Origin of the sequence: Bradyrhizobium manausense, assembly GCF_018131105.1 — a bacterium.
GTDB classification, from domain to species: Bacteria; Pseudomonadota; Alphaproteobacteria; order Rhizobiales; family Xanthobacteraceae; genus Bradyrhizobium; species Bradyrhizobium manausense_B.
On the sequence record NZ_JAFCJI010000001.1, the window covers coordinates 819474 to 837907 of the forward strand.

19 protein-coding genes are annotated in these 18434 nt (G+C 64.6%); 13 read left to right on the forward strand and 6 right to left on the reverse strand.

Annotated features, from left to right (window positions below):
• Positions 1 to 89: 89 nt before the first annotated feature.
• On the reverse strand, positions 90 to 1739 hold the full coding sequence (locus JQ631_RS03800; RefSeq protein WP_212324145.1) for a glycosyltransferase family 39 protein: 1650 nt from the start codon (positions 1737 to 1739) through the stop codon (positions 90 to 92).
• Between the two features lie 313 nt (positions 1740 to 2052).
• Between JQ631_RS03800 and JQ631_RS03805 the strand changes: the two genes are divergently transcribed.
• Complete coding sequence (locus JQ631_RS03805) at positions 2053 to 2931, forward strand: DUF308 domain-containing protein (RefSeq protein WP_212324146.1); 879 nt, start codon at positions 2053 to 2055, stop codon at positions 2929 to 2931.
• 159 nt (positions 2932 to 3090) lie between these two features.
• Positions 3091 to 3507: a Ros/MucR family transcriptional regulator gene (locus JQ631_RS03810; RefSeq protein ID WP_212324148.1), complete on the forward strand. Its 417-nt coding sequence runs from the start codon at positions 3091 to 3093 to the stop codon at positions 3505 to 3507.
• A 141-nt stretch (positions 3508 to 3648) separates the two neighbouring features.
• On the opposite strand, the gene JQ631_RS03815 is transcribed toward JQ631_RS03810, so the two are convergent.
• Positions 3649 to 4077: a SufE family protein gene (locus JQ631_RS03815; RefSeq protein ID WP_212324150.1), complete on the reverse strand. Its 429-nt coding sequence runs from the start codon at positions 4075 to 4077 to the stop codon at positions 3649 to 3651.
• Between the two features lie 70 nt (positions 4078 to 4147).
• Positions 4148 to 4594: a DUF5330 domain-containing protein gene (locus tag JQ631_RS03820; RefSeq protein ID WP_212324153.1), complete on the reverse strand. Its 447-nt coding sequence runs from the start codon at positions 4592 to 4594 to the stop codon at positions 4148 to 4150.
• A gap of 389 nt (positions 4595 to 4983) precedes the next feature.
• Here JQ631_RS03820 and JQ631_RS03825 point away from each other — a divergent pair, with 389 nt between their 5' ends.
• From JQ631_RS03825 to JQ631_RS03845, 5 genes are all read left to right on the forward strand, one after another.
• The gene (locus tag JQ631_RS03825) at positions 4984 to 6834 is read left to right on the forward strand and encodes a PAS domain-containing sensor histidine kinase (RefSeq protein ID WP_212324155.1); all 1851 of its coding nucleotides are present in this window, start codon (positions 4984 to 4986) and stop codon (positions 6832 to 6834) included.
• The gene (locus JQ631_RS03830; protein WP_212324157.1) at positions 6827 to 7543 is read left to right on the forward strand and encodes a peptidoglycan-binding domain-containing protein; all 717 of its coding nucleotides are present in this window, start codon (positions 6827 to 6829) and stop codon (positions 7541 to 7543) included. Before JQ631_RS03825 ends, JQ631_RS03830 begins: the two co-directional genes overlap by 8 nt.
• A 97-nt stretch (positions 7544 to 7640) precedes the next feature.
• Positions 7641 to 7901 carry a BrnT family toxin gene (locus JQ631_RS03835; protein ID WP_212324159.1) on the forward strand — a complete coding sequence of 87 codons (261 nt, stop codon included), beginning with the start codon at positions 7641 to 7643 and terminating at the stop codon, positions 7899 to 7901.
• Entirely contained in the window at positions 7882 to 8175 is a 294-nt protein-coding gene (locus JQ631_RS03840; RefSeq protein WP_212324161.1) for a BrnA antitoxin family protein, read from the forward strand. The genes JQ631_RS03835 and JQ631_RS03840 overlap by 20 nt, the downstream gene beginning before the upstream one ends.
• Before the next feature lie 3 nt (positions 8176 to 8178).
• On the forward strand, positions 8179 to 8523 hold the full coding sequence (locus JQ631_RS03845; RefSeq protein WP_212324163.1) for a DUF1491 family protein: 345 nt from the start codon (positions 8179 to 8181) through the stop codon (positions 8521 to 8523).
• A 1-nt stretch (position 8524) separates the two neighbouring features.
• Here the strand turns inward: JQ631_RS03845 and JQ631_RS03850 are convergent, their stop codons facing one another.
• Positions 8525 to 9502 (reverse strand): DUF2336 domain-containing protein, encoded by a 978-nt coding sequence (locus JQ631_RS03850; protein ID WP_212324165.1) that lies wholly within the window; start codon positions 9500 to 9502, stop codon positions 8525 to 8527.
• Between the two features lie 252 nt (positions 9503 to 9754).
• Between JQ631_RS03850 and JQ631_RS03855 the strand changes: the two genes are divergently transcribed.
• From JQ631_RS03855 to JQ631_RS03880, 6 genes are all read left to right on the forward strand, one after another.
• Positions 9755 to 9943 (forward strand): hypothetical protein, encoded by a 189-nt coding sequence (locus JQ631_RS03855; RefSeq protein ID WP_212324167.1) that lies wholly within the window; start codon positions 9755 to 9757, stop codon positions 9941 to 9943.
• 15 nt (positions 9944 to 9958) lie between these two features.
• Complete coding sequence (locus JQ631_RS03860) at positions 9959 to 10720, forward strand: hypothetical protein (protein WP_212324169.1); 762 nt, start codon at positions 9959 to 9961, stop codon at positions 10718 to 10720.
• A 196-nt stretch (positions 10721 to 10916) separates the two neighbouring features.
• A complete protein-coding gene (locus tag JQ631_RS03865) occupies positions 10917 to 14324 on the forward strand; it encodes a CHAT domain-containing protein (protein WP_212324170.1) in 3408 nt (1135 codons plus the stop codon).
• A 25-nt stretch (positions 14325 to 14349) separates the two neighbouring features.
• Complete coding sequence (locus tag JQ631_RS03870; RefSeq protein ID WP_212324171.1) at positions 14350 to 14793, forward strand: hypothetical protein; 444 nt, start codon at positions 14350 to 14352, stop codon at positions 14791 to 14793.
• A gap of 71 nt (positions 14794 to 14864) precedes the next feature.
• The gene (locus tag JQ631_RS32460; protein WP_283841750.1) at positions 14865 to 14987 is read left to right on the forward strand and encodes a hypothetical protein; all 123 of its coding nucleotides are present in this window, start codon (positions 14865 to 14867) and stop codon (positions 14985 to 14987) included.
• 2 nt (positions 14988 to 14989) lie between these two features.
• Positions 14990 to 15754 (forward strand): hypothetical protein, encoded by a 765-nt coding sequence (locus JQ631_RS03880; protein WP_212324172.1) that lies wholly within the window; start codon positions 14990 to 14992, stop codon positions 15752 to 15754.
• Positions 15755 to 15869: 115 nt separating this feature from the next.
• On the opposite strand, the gene JQ631_RS03885 is transcribed toward JQ631_RS03880, so the two are convergent.
• Both JQ631_RS03885 and JQ631_RS03890 read right to left on the reverse strand, forming a co-directional pair.
• A complete protein-coding gene (locus JQ631_RS03885; protein ID WP_249160121.1) occupies positions 15870 to 17144 on the reverse strand; it encodes an MFS transporter in 1275 nt (424 codons plus the stop codon).
• A 60-nt stretch (positions 17145 to 17204) separates the two neighbouring features.
• Entirely contained in the window at positions 17205 to 18365 is a 1161-nt protein-coding gene (locus JQ631_RS03890; RefSeq protein ID WP_212324173.1) for an amidohydrolase, read from the reverse strand.
• Positions 18366 to 18434 lie beyond the last annotated feature (69 nt).

Sequence of the window (18434 nt, forward strand, 5' to 3'; positions counted from 1 at the left end):
GTCTCGGGTGAAGCCGGCAGCAAGGCGAGCAAAGCGCGGCAGTTCAGCGTAGCTCGCATGGGGCGGGCTACGGGCTCGGGAGAAAATGACTACGGCGCCGGGATCGACAGCAGGCTGGAAATGCTGCGGCCGCGGATGTCGTAGACGCGCGCGAACACGACGTCGTCGCGCTTGATCTCGACCATCACCGGCGCGGTGAGACCCTTGCAGTAGAATTCGCCGAGCGTCATGGCGAAATCGGCAGCATTGGAATCCCAGCCGATGGTGAAGTCGGGGCCGAGTGCGACTTGCGCAGGACGCTGCGGACCGCACACCGCGACTTTCCATTTGCGATTGCGCGGCGGCACTTCCTGGCGCTCGACCAGTTGCTCGCGCAGGCCGTCGGAGGCCTGTTTCAGCGCGAGGCCCCAATAGTCCAGCATGAAGCGGTCGTCGGCGCCGCGCACCGTGCCGGCGATGTGGTTGAAGTGGGTGTACTGATAGGGATGCAGCCGGATCATTTCGGCGAGTGGCAGCGCCAGGCCGAAACAGAACAGTGCGAGCATGGCCGGCTGCCAGGCGCGGTGCTTGGTGCGCAGGCGCTCCATGCTCCATCCGAAGGCGACGCCGCCGAGCACCGCCATCGGCGGGATCACGAACACAAAGTGGCGGATGCCGTTGTAGAGCGCCGGGCGCTTCACCATCGCGATCGCGAGCGGCAGGGTGGCCGCGAGCGTCAGCATCAGCATGATCGTCTTGCGGCGCGCGGGAACATCGTGGCGCGGCAGCATGACGAAGGTGCCGACCGCGGCGCCGATCATCAGCACCAGCATCACTTCGGGCAGCTGCAGCGCGAACAGCGTCGGCAGATACGACCAGGGCATGTCCGGCACGGACACGATCGCGCCATCGAACATCTCCTTCCAGGGCTTCTCGAAGAAGTGCGAGAAATAGGTCAGCGCCTCGAATGGATTGCCGGGCTCCATGATCGACCACGGCCAGATCAGGCCCATCACGAGATAGCCGAGCGCAAGACCGGGCAGCAGCACGTAGACGACATGGGCGAAACGCCTGATGGCCTCGCGCGCGCCTTCGACGCGCAGTTCCTCGAGGAACAGCGGCACGAAGCCGATCATGGCGTAGACCAGCGCGAGCCCGCCGAGAATGCGCGTGCCGAGCGAGAGACCGGCTCCGAGGCCGACGATCAGGATCGTGCGCGGCGAGGGCTTTGGATATTCTTCGGCGAGCCGGACCAGGCCCAGCATCAGGATGATCATTGCCACCGCGAAGGGCGCATCCTTCGGGTTCATGAACATGTGGCCGTAGAAGATCGGGCAGAGCGCGAGCAGCAGGAGCGAGGCGAGGCCGGCAAGAGGCCCGCCGACGCGGCGGCCGAGCCGCCACGTCACCGCAAGTCCGATCACGCCGACGATCGCGCCGACCAGGCGTCGCGTTTCGAACAGCTCGAGCGGAATGACCTTGTGCAACAGCGCCGCGGCCATGTCGAAACCACCGCCATACATATAGAGATTGGCGAAGGAGAGCGCGGACGTGTCCTTGAAACCGGAGCCGAACATGCGCAGCAGCAGGTCGGCATATTCCGCGTGCGTATAATCGTCCCAGCCGAGCCCGTAGTCGCGGAAGGTCAGGCCTGCGATGACCGCGACGGCAGCCAGCACCAGCATGGCGAGGTCGTCGCAAGTTCGCTCAACCGAGCGCCCGAGAGGCGTGTCGAGCGCCGAAGTCGTGATCGATGTCATGGCTATTGGTGACCCGGACTACCCTCTCGGCCCTGCTGGTGCGCGCGGGCCTGCTCCCCGGAATCCCTATAGCGCAGTTCCATTACCAAGTAATTGGGCATTATGGCTAAATTCCTGATGCGACGCAGCAATTTCCGATCAACTTGGAGAACATGAGAGCTAGCGGAGCGTTGCTGAAGGGAATGTGAATAAGTCCCTGATATCCTTCCCCTTAGGAACGGCGGCGGCAATTCGTCGTTGGCGAGGAACGCAGGATGACGGTATCGTGGCGTAGCGGGTGCCGCGCGTTGATGCGCGGCCGGGGGTGTATTCGATGAGCGTGGCTTTGTTGATCGCTGGGATTTTCGCCGTGGTGGCGGGCCTCCTTGCGGTCGCGTTTGGCTATTCGATCAGGGATTTCAGCCTCGGCAGCACGCTCATAACGAGCGGAACGATGGGCGTCTGCTCCGGAATGTTACTGGTCGGCCTCTACGCCGTGCTGCTCGAGCTGCAAGGCATCGCCCGCCGTCTGGCCGGGGTGGCCTCCGCGTCCGAGGTTCGCGTGCGGCCGGTGCTGCCGCCGGGCCTCGCACCGCCAAATGGACCCAGCACGGCTGTGTCGGAGCCGGCTCCGGCAACGCGGGGCGAGCCGCCGGCCCCGGCTGCGCTGCCATGGCAGGCCGAAGTGCCCGCGCCGACGCGCCCGCGCAGCGAGGCACCGGCCGAGCCGGAGACACCTCCGCCGCCGCCGGCAGAGCCGGAACCACCGCGCCGACGCAACCTGATGTTCGCCTCGAGCTCGCGCAAGGAGCGCGAACGTGCCGAGGCGAAGGCCGCCGAGGGCGCGCCGCCGCAGGCCCACACTCAGCCTGCGGAGCCGGCCGCGCCCGACGCTCCGCACGCGAGCTTCGACGACGCCTGGCCGAAGCCGGACCGCGCGCGGCCGCCGGAGCCGCCCGTTGCGCGTCGGCCGCCGCCGCGCCCGGCGTCGACCTTCGAGCCTGCTGTGCCGCAGCCCGCCGCACCACCGCCGGCGCCCGAGCCGCCGCCGGCCGAACAAGCGCAGGTGACGGTGCTGAAATCCGGCATCGTCGACGGCATGGCCTATTCGCTCTATTCCGACGGCTCGATCGAGGCGCAGATGCCCGAGGGCATGATGCGCTTTGCCTCGATCGACGAGCTGCGCGCCCATCTCGACCAGCGCGGTGGCTGAAGACCTCGCGTGCTCAAGTAAAGTCTCCCAGTTCTCGTCGCGAGAGCAGTAATCGGTTTATATTCTCCAGTTGTCCTATTTCGGCCAAACGTATTGTTGATAGAGAATACTTCACCGTCGCCAGTGTAGCGACGGGGTCTGATTGGAGGGGGCGCGCCCATGTCGGATGCCGGGGCCAAGAATTTCATCGAACTGACGGCGAGCATCGTGTCGGCCTATGTCGGCAACAACCCGACACCGGCTGCCGAGATTCCGAACCTGATCAGCCAGGTGCATGGAGCCTTGACGCGGGTGTCCTCGGGGCGCGTGGAAGCGCCGCTGGAGCCGGCCAAGCCCGCGGTGTCGCTGAAGAAGTCGATTGCGCCCGACTATCTGGTGTGTCTGGAAGACGGCAAGCGCTTCAAGTCACTGAAGCGTCATCTGCGCACCCAGTACAACATGACGCCCGAGCAATATCGCGAGAAATGGGGCCTGCCGGCCGACTATCCCATGGTTGCGCCGAACTACGCGGTGGCCCGTTCGCAACTCGCAAAGAAGATGGGCCTGGGACAGCAGCAGCGGAAGAAGGGGAAGTAGAATCGCGCACTCGGTCTCGTAACTCGGACTCGTAGGGTGGGCAAAGCGAAGCGTGCCCACGTTCTGAGTGCGATCAACGAGAGATCGTGGACACGGCGCTACGGCGCCTTTGCCCACCCTACGGCAGCTCACGATGAGGAGCTACGATGCTTCCGCCAGTGCTTCCCTCGCGTCGGTCTTGATGCGCTCGACCATCGAGCGCAGGCCGTTGGAGCGCTGCGGCGTCAGATGGTCGCGGAAGCCGAATTCGTTGAACACCGAGAGCGCATCGGTATCGAGAATCTCCTGCGGCGTACGGCCGGAGTACAGCGCGAGCACGATCGCGACCAGCCCGCGTACGATATGCGCGTCGCTGTCGCCGCGATATCTCAGGATCGGCACGCCGGCGTCGCGATCAACCAGCTTCTGGAGCCAGACCTGGCTGACGCAGCCATTCACCTTGTTTTCGGCCGAATGCTCTTCCTCGGGCATCGGGTCCAGGGTGCGGCCGAGCTCGATGACGTACCGGTAGCGGTCGTCCCAGTCGTCCAGAAGCTCGAAATTGTCCCTGATGTCGTCGATCGAAGTCATTGATGGCCCGTGGTTCCCGCTTACTGCCTATATAGGCACGCGGGGCCGCGAAATCGATAGGATTTGGGGCCTAATTCGCCGTAGCCTCGGGGCCGCGCCACTCCAGCGCGAGATCGTCCTGGGTCAGCGTGTCGCGCGGCACTTCGGTGGTTGCCGCGTCGCCTTCACCGGCGACCGTGATCGAGCCGGTATGGTCGGGCGCCTTCTTGTCGTTCCTGTTGGTCTTCTCGTTCTTCTCGTCGGTGATCTGCTCCTTCTTGTCGTTGATGATCTGGTAGATCTTCTTCGCGCCGTCCTGGGCACGCTGGCCGATGATGGTCGCGGCCTGGCCGCCGACCTCGCAGGCCGCCGGCTGTCGCTTGCAGAACTGGCTCATGTCGGAAACGGCCGCGGTCGCAGCCTGCACCGCGTCGGCAGCGCCGATCTGCGGCAGCTTGTCCGATTCGGGCGTCTTGTCCCGCGGCAGGAGCACCAGCACCAGCCCGAGCCAGAATGTGATGCGGAGCAGAAAGCGCATCTTATCGACCTGTTTGTTAGATCCGGCTCGCGGCGACTTCCGCGCGCGTTTCGACCTAGCAACTCTCGATAAATCGCAAGTGATTGCCTTGAGCTTAATTCGCGGAGAATTTGCGCAAAAATCTTCGCAAATGACGGTCTCGTAAATTTTCGATTGACGAGGGCGGCCGTGGCTGTCCGGACCGTCGTATCCACCAATTCGAAACCATGAGCGTGACGGTGAAACCCTGTGTTCACCATCACCAATGATGACATTGCCAAATCGTCTAAAAATCTCCGCGATCTCGCGGTGGCCGGCGGTGGGTCGATCCGCCTTAGCACTCGTTTAAGGTCGCTCTGACACGGTGGCTCAACGACAAGGAGGCGTTCCGGCGCGTCTTTTCGAGACGAATGAGCCGAAGCGCGAGACCCGTGACAGTTTTGAGTATCATCCGCGATTGTCTCGATGCACTGCTGCATCCCTCCGCGCGTTACGATGCGCTGACGCGTGCACGCCATCGGGCTTTCATGGCGCCGCGACTTCTTGGCAGCCTGGCTGCCTTTGCCGCATTTCCCGTCTATCTCGTCCTGCGTGGCGCGCCGAGCGCGATCGAAGTCGCGGCCTTCGCCTGGCTGATCGCACCGATCCTGTTGTCCTGGTTCCTGTCGCGCACCGGCCGCTATGAAGGCGCCCATGTGCTGTCGTCGCTGGCGCTCGCCGGTCTGATCATGGCGATCGCGGCGACGACCGGCGGTATCGAATCATTCGCTGCGATCTGGCTGGTCGTGGTTCCACTCGAAGCCGCGCTATCGGCCTCGCGCCGCGTTGCGGCCTTTGCCTCCTTGCTCGCACTGTCCTGCGCGGGCCTGTTGATCCTGCTCGGCCAGTTCGGCTGCCTGCCGGCCGGAGAGCTCGGCGGCGCTGAACGCGGCGTGATGATGGCATTCGGCGTCGCCTCGGCAACGCTTTATGCCGCGGGCCTTGCCTTCGGCGCAGAGTCGCTTGCGCGCACCAGCGTCACGCTGCTGTCGCGCGAGGAGGAACGCTACCGGCTGCTGGCGCGCAACATGAGCGACGTGATCTCCCGGCATCAGCGCAACGGCGCGGTGCAATTCATGTCGCCGGCGGCAGAAGCCATGCTCTGCGTGCCCGTTGCGCAACTGCACGGCCATGGCCTCTTCGACCGCGTCCATGTCGCCGATCGTCCGGCTTATCTCACCGCGCTCTCCGATGCCGCGCGCGGCGACGTGCGCAGCGTCGAATTCCGGCTGCGGCGGGAGCCGACCGGTTCCGGGCGGAGCCAGATCGACTTCATCTGGGTCGAGATGCGCTGCCGGCCACTCGATCAGGATCTCGGCCGTGATGTCATGCGTGAGGCGGAAGTCGTCGCCGTGATGCGCGACGTCACCGATCGCAAGCTCTCCGAGCAGGCGCTCGATCAGGCGCGCAGCGCGGCAGAGGACGCCGATGCCGCCAAGACGCGCTTCCTCGCCACCATGAGCCACGAGCTGCGCACACCCCTCAACGCCATCATCGGCTTTTCCGAGATGATCGCGCAGGAGCAGACCCTGATGCTGGCAGCGAGCCAGCGCAAGGAGTATGCCGAGCTCATCAACGCATCCGGCCAGCACCTGCTGTCGGTCGTCAACGGCATCCTCGACATGTCGAAGATGGAATCGGGAAATTTCGAGATCGCGTCGGAGCCATTCGCGCCGCGCGCCTCGCTGATGCATTGCTGCAATCTGCTGGCGCTGAAGGCACGCGAGAACGGCATCGATCTCATCACCGACGCGCCGCAGGATCTTCCCGTGATGACCGGAGATCCGCGCGCCTTCAAGCAGATCGTGCTCAATCTCGTCGCCAACGCCGTCAAGTTCACCGAGCGCGGCGGCCAGGTCACGGTGTCTGCGTCGGCATCCGCCTCGCAGCTCACGCTACGCATCAGCGACACCGGCGTGGGCATCGCGCCTGACGATCTCAAGCGCATCGGTTCCCCGTTCTTCCAGTGCGGCAAGACCTATGAACGCCGTCACGAGGGCACTGGCCTCGGCCTTTCGATCGTGAAGAGCCTCGTGGCGTTGCATCTCGGCGAATTGACGGTACAAAGCAAGCTCGGCGAGGGCACCGCCGTCACAGTGAAGCTGCCGCTCGTCTACACGCCGCCGCAAGCAAAGCCGGCCGAGAGCAAGATCGCGACGCTGACGCCGGTGCTCCGTCATGAAGTTCAGGACCAACCTGCTCTGGTGAAGAAAAGTGCCTAGAAAGTCTGCCAACGATGAAGCTGCTCCGCGCCGCCGTGGCGCCAAGGGTGGCGTTAAGGCTGCGGTCGTGGATGTCGAGACCGAGCGCAATCTCGTGATGCGCGTGCTCTTGCACAGCCCGAAGGACACGCTGGCCGGCCTCGTCGCCGCCGCGGCCGTCAGCGCCATCGTTGCGAACGCGCTGTTCCTCCAGACCGGCCGGCATCCGGCGCCGATGTTCGGCACTGTGATCAATCTTCCCGCGCCGTCGTCCGTGTCGCTGTCTAGTCCTTTGCCGCGCCCGCGTCCCGTCGGCGCGGATACGTCGCCGCTCGAGCCGCGTGCAACCGAGTTTCGCGTCGAGCCGAAACCGGCCGAGAAGGCGCCTGAGAAGGCCGCCGAGACGACGGCCTCGACGCCGCGCTCCGGCGATCCCATGACCAATCTGGTCATCAAGTCCACCACACCGACGCCGGCCGCCGTTGCCATCGCGCGTCCGCCGGCGCCGATCCCGGTGCAGCAAAGCCCGGCGGCGCGCCGTCTCGCCGGCGTACAGCGCGCTCTGTCCGAATATGGCTACGGCAATTTGAAGATCACGGGCACGATGAGCGGCGAAACCCAGTCGGCGATCCAGACGTTCGAGCGCCAGCACAAGATGCCTGTCTCCGGCCAGGTGTCGGATCGCCTGCTGCGCGAGCTTGCCGCCGCGATCGGTCATCCCGTCGAATAGGCGTCATCCTGCCGCATTCATGGATCCTCGTAGCCCTCCCGCGGCGAGGGCCGGCCACAATTGACTTCAGGATATTTTGTAGTTACAAAATAATCTCGTGAAAATCGTTTGGGACGAGCCAAAGCGCCGAGCCAATCTCGACAAGCACGGGATGGATTTCGCTGATCTCAACGAAGCCTTCTTCGACAATGCCTTGGTTTTGGCCACCTATGGTAACCGCTGGCGCGCAATCGGTGTCAGTGCTCGTGGTGTTGTCTCGGTTATCTTTGCAACTCGCGGAACCGAAGGCGTCAGCATTGTCAGCATGCGCCCTGCCAGCAAGAAGGAAAGGGAGCTCTATGAAAAGGCCCGCCGCTAAGAAGGGCTACACTGCGCGAGACATGCGTGCGGTGAGCGAAAATCCGGAATGGACCAATGCTGACTTTGCCAGCGCCAAAACTTTCGATGAGGCATTTCCCGGCATGCGAAAGGGCCGCGGTCCCAACAAAGCCCCGACAAAGCAGCAAGTGACTTTGCGCTTGAGCCCGGACGTCGTCGACTATTTCAAGGCTGAGGGACCAGGTTGGCAGAGCCGGATTGACGAAACCCTCGTCAAGGTGGTGAAGCGCAGGCGCAGTTCTGCCACGGGTTAATCGATGCGTTTGAAATCAAGTATCTGGGTCTCTGCTTACTTGCGTCGGTGCCAGACCGAGGGCGTGTTCGGCGCGGTGCGCCGTCGCGGCGCCGAGGAGGCGGGCGCGGTGTTCGTCAAAGTATCGCTGCTCGACGGCAACGCGATGCTCTACGTGCCGGCGCCGCAGACCGTCTATGACGAGGGCCGGCCGACCGACCGCATCTTCGTGCCGGCAGCGCCGCAGCCGATACCTGAGCCCGCGGTGGAGGAGCGCCTGACGAAGGAGCTCCGCTTCGATCCCGATGCCTGGATCGTGGAAACCGAGGACCGTGCAGGGCGGCACTTTCTCGATCTGGCGAAGACCTGACTTACCGCTCCGACGACGCGCCGCTGCCCGTGCGCACGGCCGGGCTCGAGCCGGGCTGCACGCTCGGCCGTGACTGGCTTGCGCCTGCGCGTGCGCGCTGGCGGTCGCTGTCATGCAGGGAAGGCTGATATTTGGCGCGCGTGACCGCGAGCGTCGAGCCGCGCCAGGCGGCGAGCATCACCAGCGCGGAGCGGTCACTGAGGCGATCATAGAGCCGCGACAACCGGTACACCTCGTTCACGGAATTGCCGATCGCGGGCTTGAAGAACAGCAGGATGCGCTGAAAGTTCGGGCTCGGCATGTCGAGCGCGCGGGCGGCGACCGCGAGCGCCTCGCCGCCGGCATCGTCGACGATCTGCGCCGCGACGCGCGACGGCAGGATCAGGGTATCGCCAAGCTCGTAGATGAAGCTTTCGACATCGCCGGCGATCGCCGCCATCTCCAGGATCTGGATCGCGCGTTTGGCGTGCACCGTCGGAATCCGCGGCGCGGCCTTCAGCGGTGTCTGTGCCAGATTATGCAGGATCAGCGCGCGCTGGCTTGCATCGGCGCGGAAGAACATGTCGTGGATCTCGGCCGCTTCCTTCGGCTGCATCGCCATGTTGGCGGCCATGCGCATTTCCGCGTCGGTCGGCGTGCGGGCAGGTGAGGGGGCGGGCGAAGCCTGCGGGATTGCGCGCGCCAGCGGAACCCTGCGGCCTTCCTGCGCGGCGACCAGCCCGAGCTTCTGAAGAACAGGGAGGGGCGTCTGCGGATAGATCGCCAGCTTCGCCTTGACGGACGCCCGCGTCGCATCGTCGACCTGGTCGATCAGCCGCGTCGCAAGCTCGATGAATTGCCGCTGCTCGTCCTCGGTGTGGGTGCTGGCCTGGACATACAGGTCGGTCAACACGCGCAGCAGCGTCGGGCGAACATCGACGCCCTCGCGGCGGGAGAGTGTCATCAGCCCGTCGAATCCGGGAAACAGCGACTTGGTCATGGAGGCTTACGCAACTCGGGAAAACTGTTGCCTCAGCCTATCAGCGGTTCGTTTAAAGGCTCCTTAAGGAAAACGAAGTGTGAAACAAACCCGCTCATTTCAACCATTCCAGTGCCGCATTCGGAACGAGTGGAGCGGCCCGTGCGGCTACGGTCCGAAGGCCGTGTTTACATCCCGTTAACCATAAACTGATCCTAATGACGCTCATGTTGCAGGGGCGCGTTCGGTCGCGCGGCAATCGAGAGAGCTGATATGGGGACCATCATCGAATTTCCGGCCGGTCGTCGGGTGGGCTCGTCGGCGGACGTCGCACCGCGCGCGGACATGGGAACGATCCTGATCCTTCCCGTCATCCGCATCGAGCGCGAAGCGGACGAAACCAGCGGCGACCGTGGACCGGAAGCGGGCACTGCGCCGGGGCGCCGTCGTCGTCGCCGCTAAATTCCGGCTTTTGCAATGCCGGACTCCTTCCGCCAGATTCGCACCGTCTTATCGGCCATCCTGCTAGCAACTCTAGGCGCCTCGCTCGCTGCCTGCAGCGGCGGAGATTTCGGCCGCACCCGCGCCGACATGCGCAGCGACGACATGCATCGCTGGCTCGGCGCCGAGGTCACCGGCAGCCTCGGCCTGAAGCCGTCGCAATTCCAGCTCACCGACGAAGAGCGCCAGCTTCGCGATCTCGCCTATCCCATGATCGAGCCGCCGCTGTCGCGGCCGGCCTGGAAGAGCGTGTTCGGCGACTACAAGGCCATACCCTCGCCCTGGCACCAGAAGATCGTGTTCGACCGCACCATGTACGGGCGCACGCTGATCGACGAGCCGCACCGCTCGCATTCCTCGCGTTATGCGCAGCTGATCGAGGACGTGCGCAACGACATCACCCGCTTCGAGCCGTTCTTCGCCAGTGCCATCCGCGTCATCGATCTCGACAGGAAACGTGATGCCAGCATGGCGCGCGTCTCTGCGCTCTCGCCGCAGGAGAAGGCGGATGCGGTCGCGCGCATGCAGGAGAACGCGCTGATCGTCCAGTGGGTGCAGCTGTCGCTCGAGCAGCGCGTCTCATCCTATCGCTGGGCGCTGGAGCGGCTGGTGATCCACGCGCCCGACGGCATGGCCGCCGACGCCGACCGGCTGATCGGCGAGCTCGCGGAGCAGACGGCCAACCCACCGATCCAGTCGCAGCCGGCCTATGGCCGCGCGGTGGTCTCGAAGGGCTGAGGCAGGTCGCTACGGCCGTTCCGGCATCGGCCTGAGCGACCCGCTCCGTCAGGCCCGCCCGCGGAACCGCTGCTCCACCGCAGCCGCCGACCCTCCTGAGCATTCCGCCACCCTACCGATTGGTGATTGTCCTCCCGGGCAATAGGGGTAGGATTAGCCCGTTTCTTCAAGTGATTTCACCCAAAGGTCCTTCGCGATGAGCTTAGACGCCGCGAATCCGTTTAAGAGCCGTCCGGACGCCACCCTGCCGCGCAAACTGCTGGTCCTCGCCGTTCTCCTGGGATCGACCGGCTCGGCTGCCGCGCTGACCAAGGAGGCGGCAATCGAGAACTGCCGGATGACCGTCGGCAAGCCGATCGTGCAGGCCTGCATGCGTTCGGGCGGCGGCGCCAATCTGGAAGCGTGCCGCGCCACGGCTTCTCCCAAGGTCAAGGCCTGCGTCTTGGCGGCGCTCAACGCCGCCAATGGCCGCGCCAACGTCGCCGTCGAGCTTCCCAAGGAAGTGGCACCGAAGCTCGATCCGGGCACGGCCCTGCCGAAGGACTTTGTCGCGCCGCCGCGCAACATTGCGGACATCACGGCGATCCTCGACGGCGAGAAGCCGGACGAGAAGATGATCGCGGAGTTGAAGTCGGATGCCGACGATATGCCGACGGGGAAGGAATCGCGCGTGGATCTCGCGCAGTTCTATTTTGATCGCGCCAACGCGCGCGCCCAACTCGGCCGCCTCACCGAGGCCACGGCCGATGCCAACAAGGCCGTGGAGACGGGGCGCGGCGCCGCCAGCCCGAACATGATGGCACGGATGATGCAACTGCAGTCGTTCCAATACGCGACTGCGGGCGACCCCAAGCGTGCGTTCGAAATCCTCCAGAGAATGCTGCGCGATTTCGCCGGCACGCCGACGGCCAAGGGATTTCAGTTCGGCGCCAACCGCTCGATTGCGGCCATCCTGATCCAGATGGGCGACATCCCGCAGGCCGAAGCCTATCTGCGCCGGAGCCTGACTGCGATCCAGGAAGCGCGCACGAGCGGACTTCCCGGCTGGCGCGCCTCCTATGCCCGGCTCGGCCAGAACTGGGAGGGTGAGATCGAGATTTCGCGCGGCCAGATATTCGAAGCGCGGGGTCAGTTTGCCGAGGCCGAGACAGCCTATCGCACCGCGGAGACGCGCAAGCGTGCCGGCACCAAGGGGGTTCTTGAAGGGGACAATCCGCCGGCCGAGACCCTTCTGCTGCAGGCGATCGACAGCACCGTCCTGAATCAGGCGCGCATGAAGGCGCGGCAGGGCAGGCTCGCCGAAGCCGAGGTCGATGCGCGCCGGGCCCTGTTGTCGCGCCTGAAGGACACCGGCAAGTACAATCCGGTGACGCCGCGTTTTGTAATGGGATTGGCCGGAATTCTGGTCGACCAGGGCCGCTACGACGAAGCCGAACAGCTCGGCCGCGTCGCGCTCGATATCAGCAAGACGGTCGGCGTGCCGGAAGACTCGCAGTCGACCGTGCAGCTGCTCTCGGCGCTCGCCGGCATTCTGAATCTCCAGCGCAAGAATGCCGAAGCCAACGAGATATTTGCGCGGATCGACAAGGCGGTCGCCAATTGGGATCCGCAGCGCCGCCAGGTCATCGAGCTCAATCCGGCGCGCATTATCGCGCTCTACAATTCCGGCCAGCTCGACGCCGGCATCGCCGCCGCCGAGCAGCTGGTCAAGAAGCAGATCGGGCGGGTCGGAGAAAGCCATTTCGATACCGCGTCGGCGCGCGGCACCCTGGCTGTGGGCTTGATGCTCGCCAAGCGCGATGCCGACGCGATCCGCGAGTTCAAGGCCGCCATCCCGGTCATGATGGCGAACGCGAACGAGAACGCCGACGACGAGAACACGACCGTTGTCGCCGCGCGCAGCCAGCGGCTTCAAACCATCGTCGAGAGCTATCTGCTGCTGCTCGCGCGGGCCGAGGGCACCGGCGACGCCGTCGGGGAGGAGACGTTCGGCCTGGCAGACGCCATCCGCGGCCGCTCCGTGCAGCAGGCGCTGGCGGCCTCCAGCGCGCGTGCCGCAGCCAAGGATCCCGCGCTGGCCGAGCTGGTGCGCAAGGAGCAGGATCTCACCAAGCAGGTCAACGCTCAGCTCGGCACGCTCAACAACGTCCTCGCCATTCCCTCGTCGGAGCGCGACGAGAAGGGGGCGCAGCAGATCCAGGCGTCGATTGCCGCCTTGCGCAGTCAACGCGACAAGGCGCGCCAGGAGATCAAGCAGAAATTCCCCGTTTACGCCGATCTGGTCTCGCCGAAGCCGCCGAGCGTCGCCGAAATCCGCGCGATATTGTCCGACAATGAAGCGATGTTGTCGTTCTATTTCGGCCAGAACGGCAGCTTCGTCTGGGCCGTGCCGAAATCGGGGCCGGTGGCGTTCGCTGCCGTGAACGCCAAGATCGGCGATATCGAGACCAAGATTCGCAAGTTGCGCGAGGCACTCGAGCCACAGGCCGCGATGATCTCGGACATTCCGCCGTTCGATCTGAAGCTCGGTTACGAACTCTACGAGCTGTTGCTGAAGCCGGTCGAGAGCGGATGGAAGCCGGCCAGGAATCTGATCGTGGTGACCAACGGCGCGCTCGGCCTGTTGCCGCTGTCGCTGTTGCCGACCGCGCCGGCGGAGGTCGCGGCGGACGAGGATCCACTGTTCGTCGGCTATCGCAAGGTGCCGTGGCTGGCCCGGACCCATGCCGTGTCGACCGTGCCGTCGGCGGCAGCGTTGCGCACGCTGCGGCAGTTGCCGCCGGGCAAGCCCGGCCGCGGCGAACTCGTGGCGTTCGGCGACCCCTATTTCAACAAGGAGGAGGAAGCCGAGGCCGAAAGCGCTGACAGCAAGGTTCAGGTGGCCGATGTCGGTGGCAACGTCACCCGCGGCATGCCGCTGAAGCGCCGCAGCAGCCCGAAGCTGGACGGCGTCGACAGCGCCGAGATCGGCCTCTTGCCGCGGCTTCCTGATACGGCCGATGAGCTCAAGTCGATCGCGCTGGCGCTGCAGGCGGATCCCTCAAAAGTCCTGTTCCTCGGCAAGAACGCGACCGAGAGCGCGGTCAAGACGATGAACCTGTCCGGTTTCCGCATTCTTGCTTTTGCCACGCACGGTCTGGTCCCGGGCGAGCTCAACGGACTGACCCAGCCCGCGCTCGCGCTGTCCTCGCCGGCGGTGACGGGCGAAGGTGGCGACGGCCTGCTGACCATGGAGGAGATTCTCAGCCTGAAGCTCGACGCCGACTGGGTGATTCTGTCCGCCTGTAACACCGGTGCTGGCGCAGGCGCCGGTGCCGAGGCAGCCTCCGGCCTTGGCCGCGCGTTCTTCTACGCGGGCACGCGCGCCTTGCTGGTGACGAACTGGTCGGTGCATTCGCAATCGGCGCGGCAGCTGGTGACCGACCTGTTCAAGCGGCAGGCCGATGATCCGAAACTGTCGCGGAGCGAAGCGCTGCGGCAGGCGATGATGGCCCTGGTCGACGGTCCCGGTTACCTGAACGACGAAGGCAAGACCGAGTTCGCCTACGCGCATCCGCTGTTCTGGGCGCCGTATACGATCATCGGTGACGGCGGTGTGCGATGATTGAAATGGGAAGGTTGGAAGGACTATGACGCGAAATATCTTGCTGGGACTAGTTGCGGCAGGTCTCCTGTTTTCGGGAACGTCGCGGGCAACGCAATTGATCACCGAAGACGAGGCCAAGCTGCCGCCGCCGAAGGGCGCGATCGCGGCCGACCGGCGCGGCATCCTGCGCGGTCCGAAGGTGGAGTTCGTCTCGCCGGGTGACGCCGTCGCCTCTCCCTTGAAGCTTCAATTGAAGTTCGAGTCGTTCGGCGGCGCCAAGATCGATCCTGACTCGGTCAAGGTGATCTTCCTCCGCACGCCGAACGTCGATCTGACGCCCCGCGTCAAGCCGTTCGTGCAGGCTGACGGGATCAACATGCAAAATGCGGAATTGCCGCCGGGCGATTACACCATGCGGGTCGACATCAAGGACAGTGATGGGCGGCCGGGCACGGCGATTTTTACCCTCAAGGTCGCGCCGAAGTGATGTGCCTTTACTGCCAGGCCGAGAACGCGGACAGCGCGCTGGTTTGCGCGTCCTGTTCCCGAGACATCGCCGTGCCCGCAACACTGATTGCGGAGCGCGACGATCTCTTGCGCAAGCGGGACCAGCTGCGCGATGAGCTGGCGCATGCCAGAGGTGAGGTCGAAGCCATCATGCGGCGCAGGAAGTCGCGCTGACGATGGAGTGTCCGTTCTGCGCCGAGACGATCAAGGACGAGGCCATTGCGTGCAAGCACTGCTCGCGCGATTTGCGCGTCGTGCGGCCGACGCTTTTGGAAATCGATGACATCGTTGCCGAGCTGGACAGGCTCAGGCGCGATCTCGACCGTGTCAATGTCCGGCTCGAGCGCTACAAGAATCCGCTGCGCTATTACGCGACGCATGCCGTTCTCTATGTCGTCATTCCGGCCGTCCTGCTGACCTTCGCGCATATTCTGGTCACCATCACCTTCAACCTTTCTCCCATTCCGCTCCGGATCGCGTCGATCATCATTCCGTTGCTGTTCGGCTTCGTGGCCTATCCCCTGCATCGGGTCTCGACGCTGGGCGCGTTCGTGCTGGCCTTGCTGCTCGCCAGCCTCAGCATCCAGGCGATGCTGACGGTGACCGGACTCCACGATGGCGTTCCGATTCTTCCGGAGGTGTGGGTCGAGTGGCGCGAAGTGTTCGAATACGGTGCGAGCATCCTGCTCGCCTTTGTTTCCGGAAACATCCTGGGAATCGTCGTCTTCCAGGTCCTGCCGCGCGTCCTAGGTCAGGGCGGAAAACCCAATGCGTTCGCCTTCAGGATCGCGCGCCTGCTCGGCCAGCATGTCGGGGAGGAGCAGCTGCGCCGCCGGGCGCGGTTGATCCAGGATCTCATGCAGACGGTCGGACCGCTGGCGGGCGTCGCCGCGACAGCCGTGGGCTCGATCTATGCCGGCCTGAAGGGCCTGCTCGGGTAGCTTATGGTCGCGCCGGCGGCTGCCCTGTCTACAACGGCAGTGCTCGGTTTGCCGATGCCCGGGCCGCGGCGCCGATGGCTTGAGGCGCGCGCCCTGGGCACAAGCGAGGCTTTGGCTACGACCCCGTTGGGTCGGTGCGATGCTCGCGCAACAGCAGCAGACCCAGAAGGCCGACGGCCCCGGAGATGGCGACGTAATAGACCGGGCTCATCTTGTCGCCTGTGGCCGCGATCAGCCAGGTGATCGCGAACGGCGCCAGTCCGCCGAAGATTGCAACGGCGAAATTATAGATCAGCCCGACGCCGGTCGAACGAACGCCGACCGGGAATAATTCCATCAGGACGACCGGCGTCGGCCCCCAAATGAACGCCATGACGAGCGATGTCGCCATCTGCGCCAAAATCAGTCCGCCGAGCGAGGGCGCCGCGAGCAGATAGTGCACGGCGGTCCACACGACGATCACATAGATGATCGTCGCCGGCAGCAGGATCGTACGGCGTCCAATACGATCAGACAGGCTGCCGGCGAGGGGACAGAAAATCACGATCAGCGCCGTCGACAGCACCGACGACAATTGCGCGCCGCTCATGGGCATCCCCAGCTGGCGGACGGCATAGATCGGGATGTAGAGCAGCATCACGTAGTAGGAGACGGTCCCCATCACCACGATGCAGAAGCCGACCACGAGCTCGCGCAGATGGTTCGTGAACAGCTCCTGAAGAGGCGTGTTCGCGGGCTTTTGCCGGGATTGCAGATAGCGCTGGAATTCCGGCGTTTCGTCGATGTTGGATCGAAGCCAATAGCCGAACGGGCCGATGAGAATCCCGAGGATGAACGGCACCCGCCACCCCCAGCTTTCCAGCGCCGCGGGCGAGGCATAGGCCGTAGCAAGGTAGGCCAGAAGCGCGCCGACCGTGAAGCCGAGCGCCTGCGACACCATCTGGAAGCTGCCGTAATAGCCGCGGCGGTTCTTCGGCGAATACTCGACCAGCATGGCGGTGGCGTTGGAGAATTCACCGCCGACCGAAATGCCCTGGATCAGCCTTGCAATCACCATGAGCAGCGGCGCGGCGATGCCGATCGCAGCATAGGTCGGCAACAGGCCGATCATGCCGGTGCCGATGGCCATCATGATGATCATCAGCGTCAGCGCGCGCTTGCGGCCGAGCCGATCGGCATAGAGGCCGAACAATATGCCACTCAGCGGCCGCATCGCAAACGCGACCGCGAATGTCGCAAATGTCAGCAGCATCGAGTTGACCTCGTTGCTGGCCGGGAAGAACAGCTTTGAAATGATCGGTGCAAACATGCCGAAGATGGCGTAGTCGAACCATTCAAAGGCGTTGCCCAATGTCGAGGCGACCACCACGCGGCGGCGCATCGCAGTCATGGCATCGTGTTTTGTGCTGGCCTGTATATCCATTGGTCCCCCCGTTTTATGTTTTGTCGTTCAAGTCCGATTGAGCCGGTCGTAGGCGATCTGGACGAACATGGCGCCGCCGATCGGCATGATCGCATCGTCGAAGACGTATTCGGGATGATGGCAATTCGGGCCGTTCTGCCCGACGAAGAAATAAGCTCCAGGCCGCTCCTGAAGCATGAAGGAAAAGTCTTCCGAGGCCATCAGCGGCGTGACGTCGGCGACGAGATCGTCCGATCCGACAACGAGGCGCGCCGCGCGCGCGACGGCCGCCGATGGCTCCGCGTGATTCATCGTCGGCGGGCAGCCGGCGGCGATGTCGCAGGTGATCTTGATGCCAAAGCAGCGGGCAACGCCGTCGCAGATCTCGCCCACCCGCCGCAGCAGGAGTGCCCGCCCTTCCGTGGACATCGAGCGGATGGTGCCTTCCAGAACCACCCGGTCGGGGATGACGTTGGCCGTTGTGCCGCCCTGGATGACGCCGAAGCTGACGACTCCGGAATCCAGCGCGTTGAGCGAGCGGCTGACGACGGTCTGCAACAGGCCGACGAGCTCGCAGGCGATCACGATGGGATCGATGCCCTGGTGCGGCTGTGCGCCATGCGCTCCGACACCATGCACCTCGATGCGCAGCGGATCGCAGCCGGACAGGATCGCGCCGGTGCGAATGCCAACCTTGCCGGGCGGCATCAGCGGATTGTTGTGCAGGCCATAGACTTCGCTGACCGGTGCGTGGGTAAAGAGGCCGTCGGCAATCATCGCCGGGCCGCCGCGCAACGTCTCCTCGGCGGGCTGAAAGATGAAATGGATCGTGCCGGCGAAGTCAGGATGCTCGGACAGATACTTGGCCGCGCCCAGCAGCGTCGCAGTGTGCCCGTCATGTCCGCAGCCGTGGAACGCGTCCGGCCGGGTCGAGCGATACGGCACATCGGCGCGACCGGTCATCGGCAGGGCGTCCATGTCGGCCCGGAAGCCGATGGCGTTGTGGCCGGGCCGGCGCCCCCGCAGCGTGCCGATCACCCCGGTGCCGCCGACGCCGGTACGGACTTCGATGCCCCAGCCGGCGAGCAACTCGGCAACCCTGGCGGCGGTGCGCGTCTCCTGGAAACCGATTTCCGGATGGGCGTGGAAATCGTGGCGCCAGCTCATCAACAGCGGCATTTCCTGCTGCAGATATTCGCGCGCACCCATGCCGGCCTCGTCGAGATAGTGTTGCGCGCCAGGAGGCAATAGGCTTCATGGTGCGAAGGACGTCCACAC

Coding starts and splice junctions, on each gene's coding strand:
- JQ631_RS03820 (WP_212324153.1), bottom strand. CDS start 4,594: ATGCGCTTTCTGCTCCGCATCACATTCTGGCTCGGGCTGGTGCTGGTG.
- JQ631_RS03885 (WP_249160121.1), bottom strand. CDS start 17,144: ATGACTGCGATGCGCCGCCGCGTGGTGGTCGCCTCGACATTGGGCAAC.
- JQ631_RS03870 (WP_212324171.1), top strand. CDS start 14,350: ATGACGCGAAATATCTTGCTGGGACTAGTTGCGGCAGGTCTCCTGTTT.
- JQ631_RS03815 (WP_212324150.1), bottom strand. CDS start 4,077: ATGACTTCGATCGACGACATCAGGGACAATTTCGAGCTTCTGGACGAC.
- JQ631_RS03800 (WP_212324145.1), bottom strand. CDS start 1,739: ATGACATCGATCACGACTTCGGCGCTCGACACGCCTCTCGGGCGCTCG.
- JQ631_RS03880 (WP_212324172.1), top strand. CDS start 14,990: ATGGAGTGTCCGTTCTGCGCCGAGACGATCAAGGACGAGGCCATTGCG.
- JQ631_RS03865 (WP_212324170.1), top strand. CDS start 10,917: ATGAGCTTAGACGCCGCGAATCCGTTTAAGAGCCGTCCGGACGCCACC.
- JQ631_RS03845 (WP_212324163.1), top strand. CDS start 8,179: ATGCGTTTGAAATCAAGTATCTGGGTCTCTGCTTACTTGCGTCGGTGC.
- JQ631_RS03855 (WP_212324167.1), top strand. CDS start 9,755: ATGGGGACCATCATCGAATTTCCGGCCGGTCGTCGGGTGGGCTCGTCG.
- JQ631_RS03840 (WP_212324161.1), top strand. CDS start 7,882: ATGAAAAGGCCCGCCGCTAAGAAGGGCTACACTGCGCGAGACATGCGT.
- JQ631_RS03890 (WP_212324173.1), bottom strand. CDS start 18,365: ATGGGTGCGCGCGAATATCTGCAGCAGGAAATGCCGCTGTTGATGAGC.
- JQ631_RS03860 (WP_212324169.1), top strand. CDS start 9,959: ATGCCGGACTCCTTCCGCCAGATTCGCACCGTCTTATCGGCCATCCTG.
- JQ631_RS03850 (WP_212324165.1), bottom strand. CDS start 9,502: ATGACCAAGTCGCTGTTTCCCGGATTCGACGGGCTGATGACACTCTCC.
- JQ631_RS03825 (WP_212324155.1), top strand. CDS start 4,984: ATGAGCCGAAGCGCGAGACCCGTGACAGTTTTGAGTATCATCCGCGAT.
- JQ631_RS03805 (WP_212324146.1), top strand. CDS start 2,053: ATGAGCGTGGCTTTGTTGATCGCTGGGATTTTCGCCGTGGTGGCGGGC.
- JQ631_RS03810 (WP_212324148.1), top strand. CDS start 3,091: ATGTCGGATGCCGGGGCCAAGAATTTCATCGAACTGACGGCGAGCATC.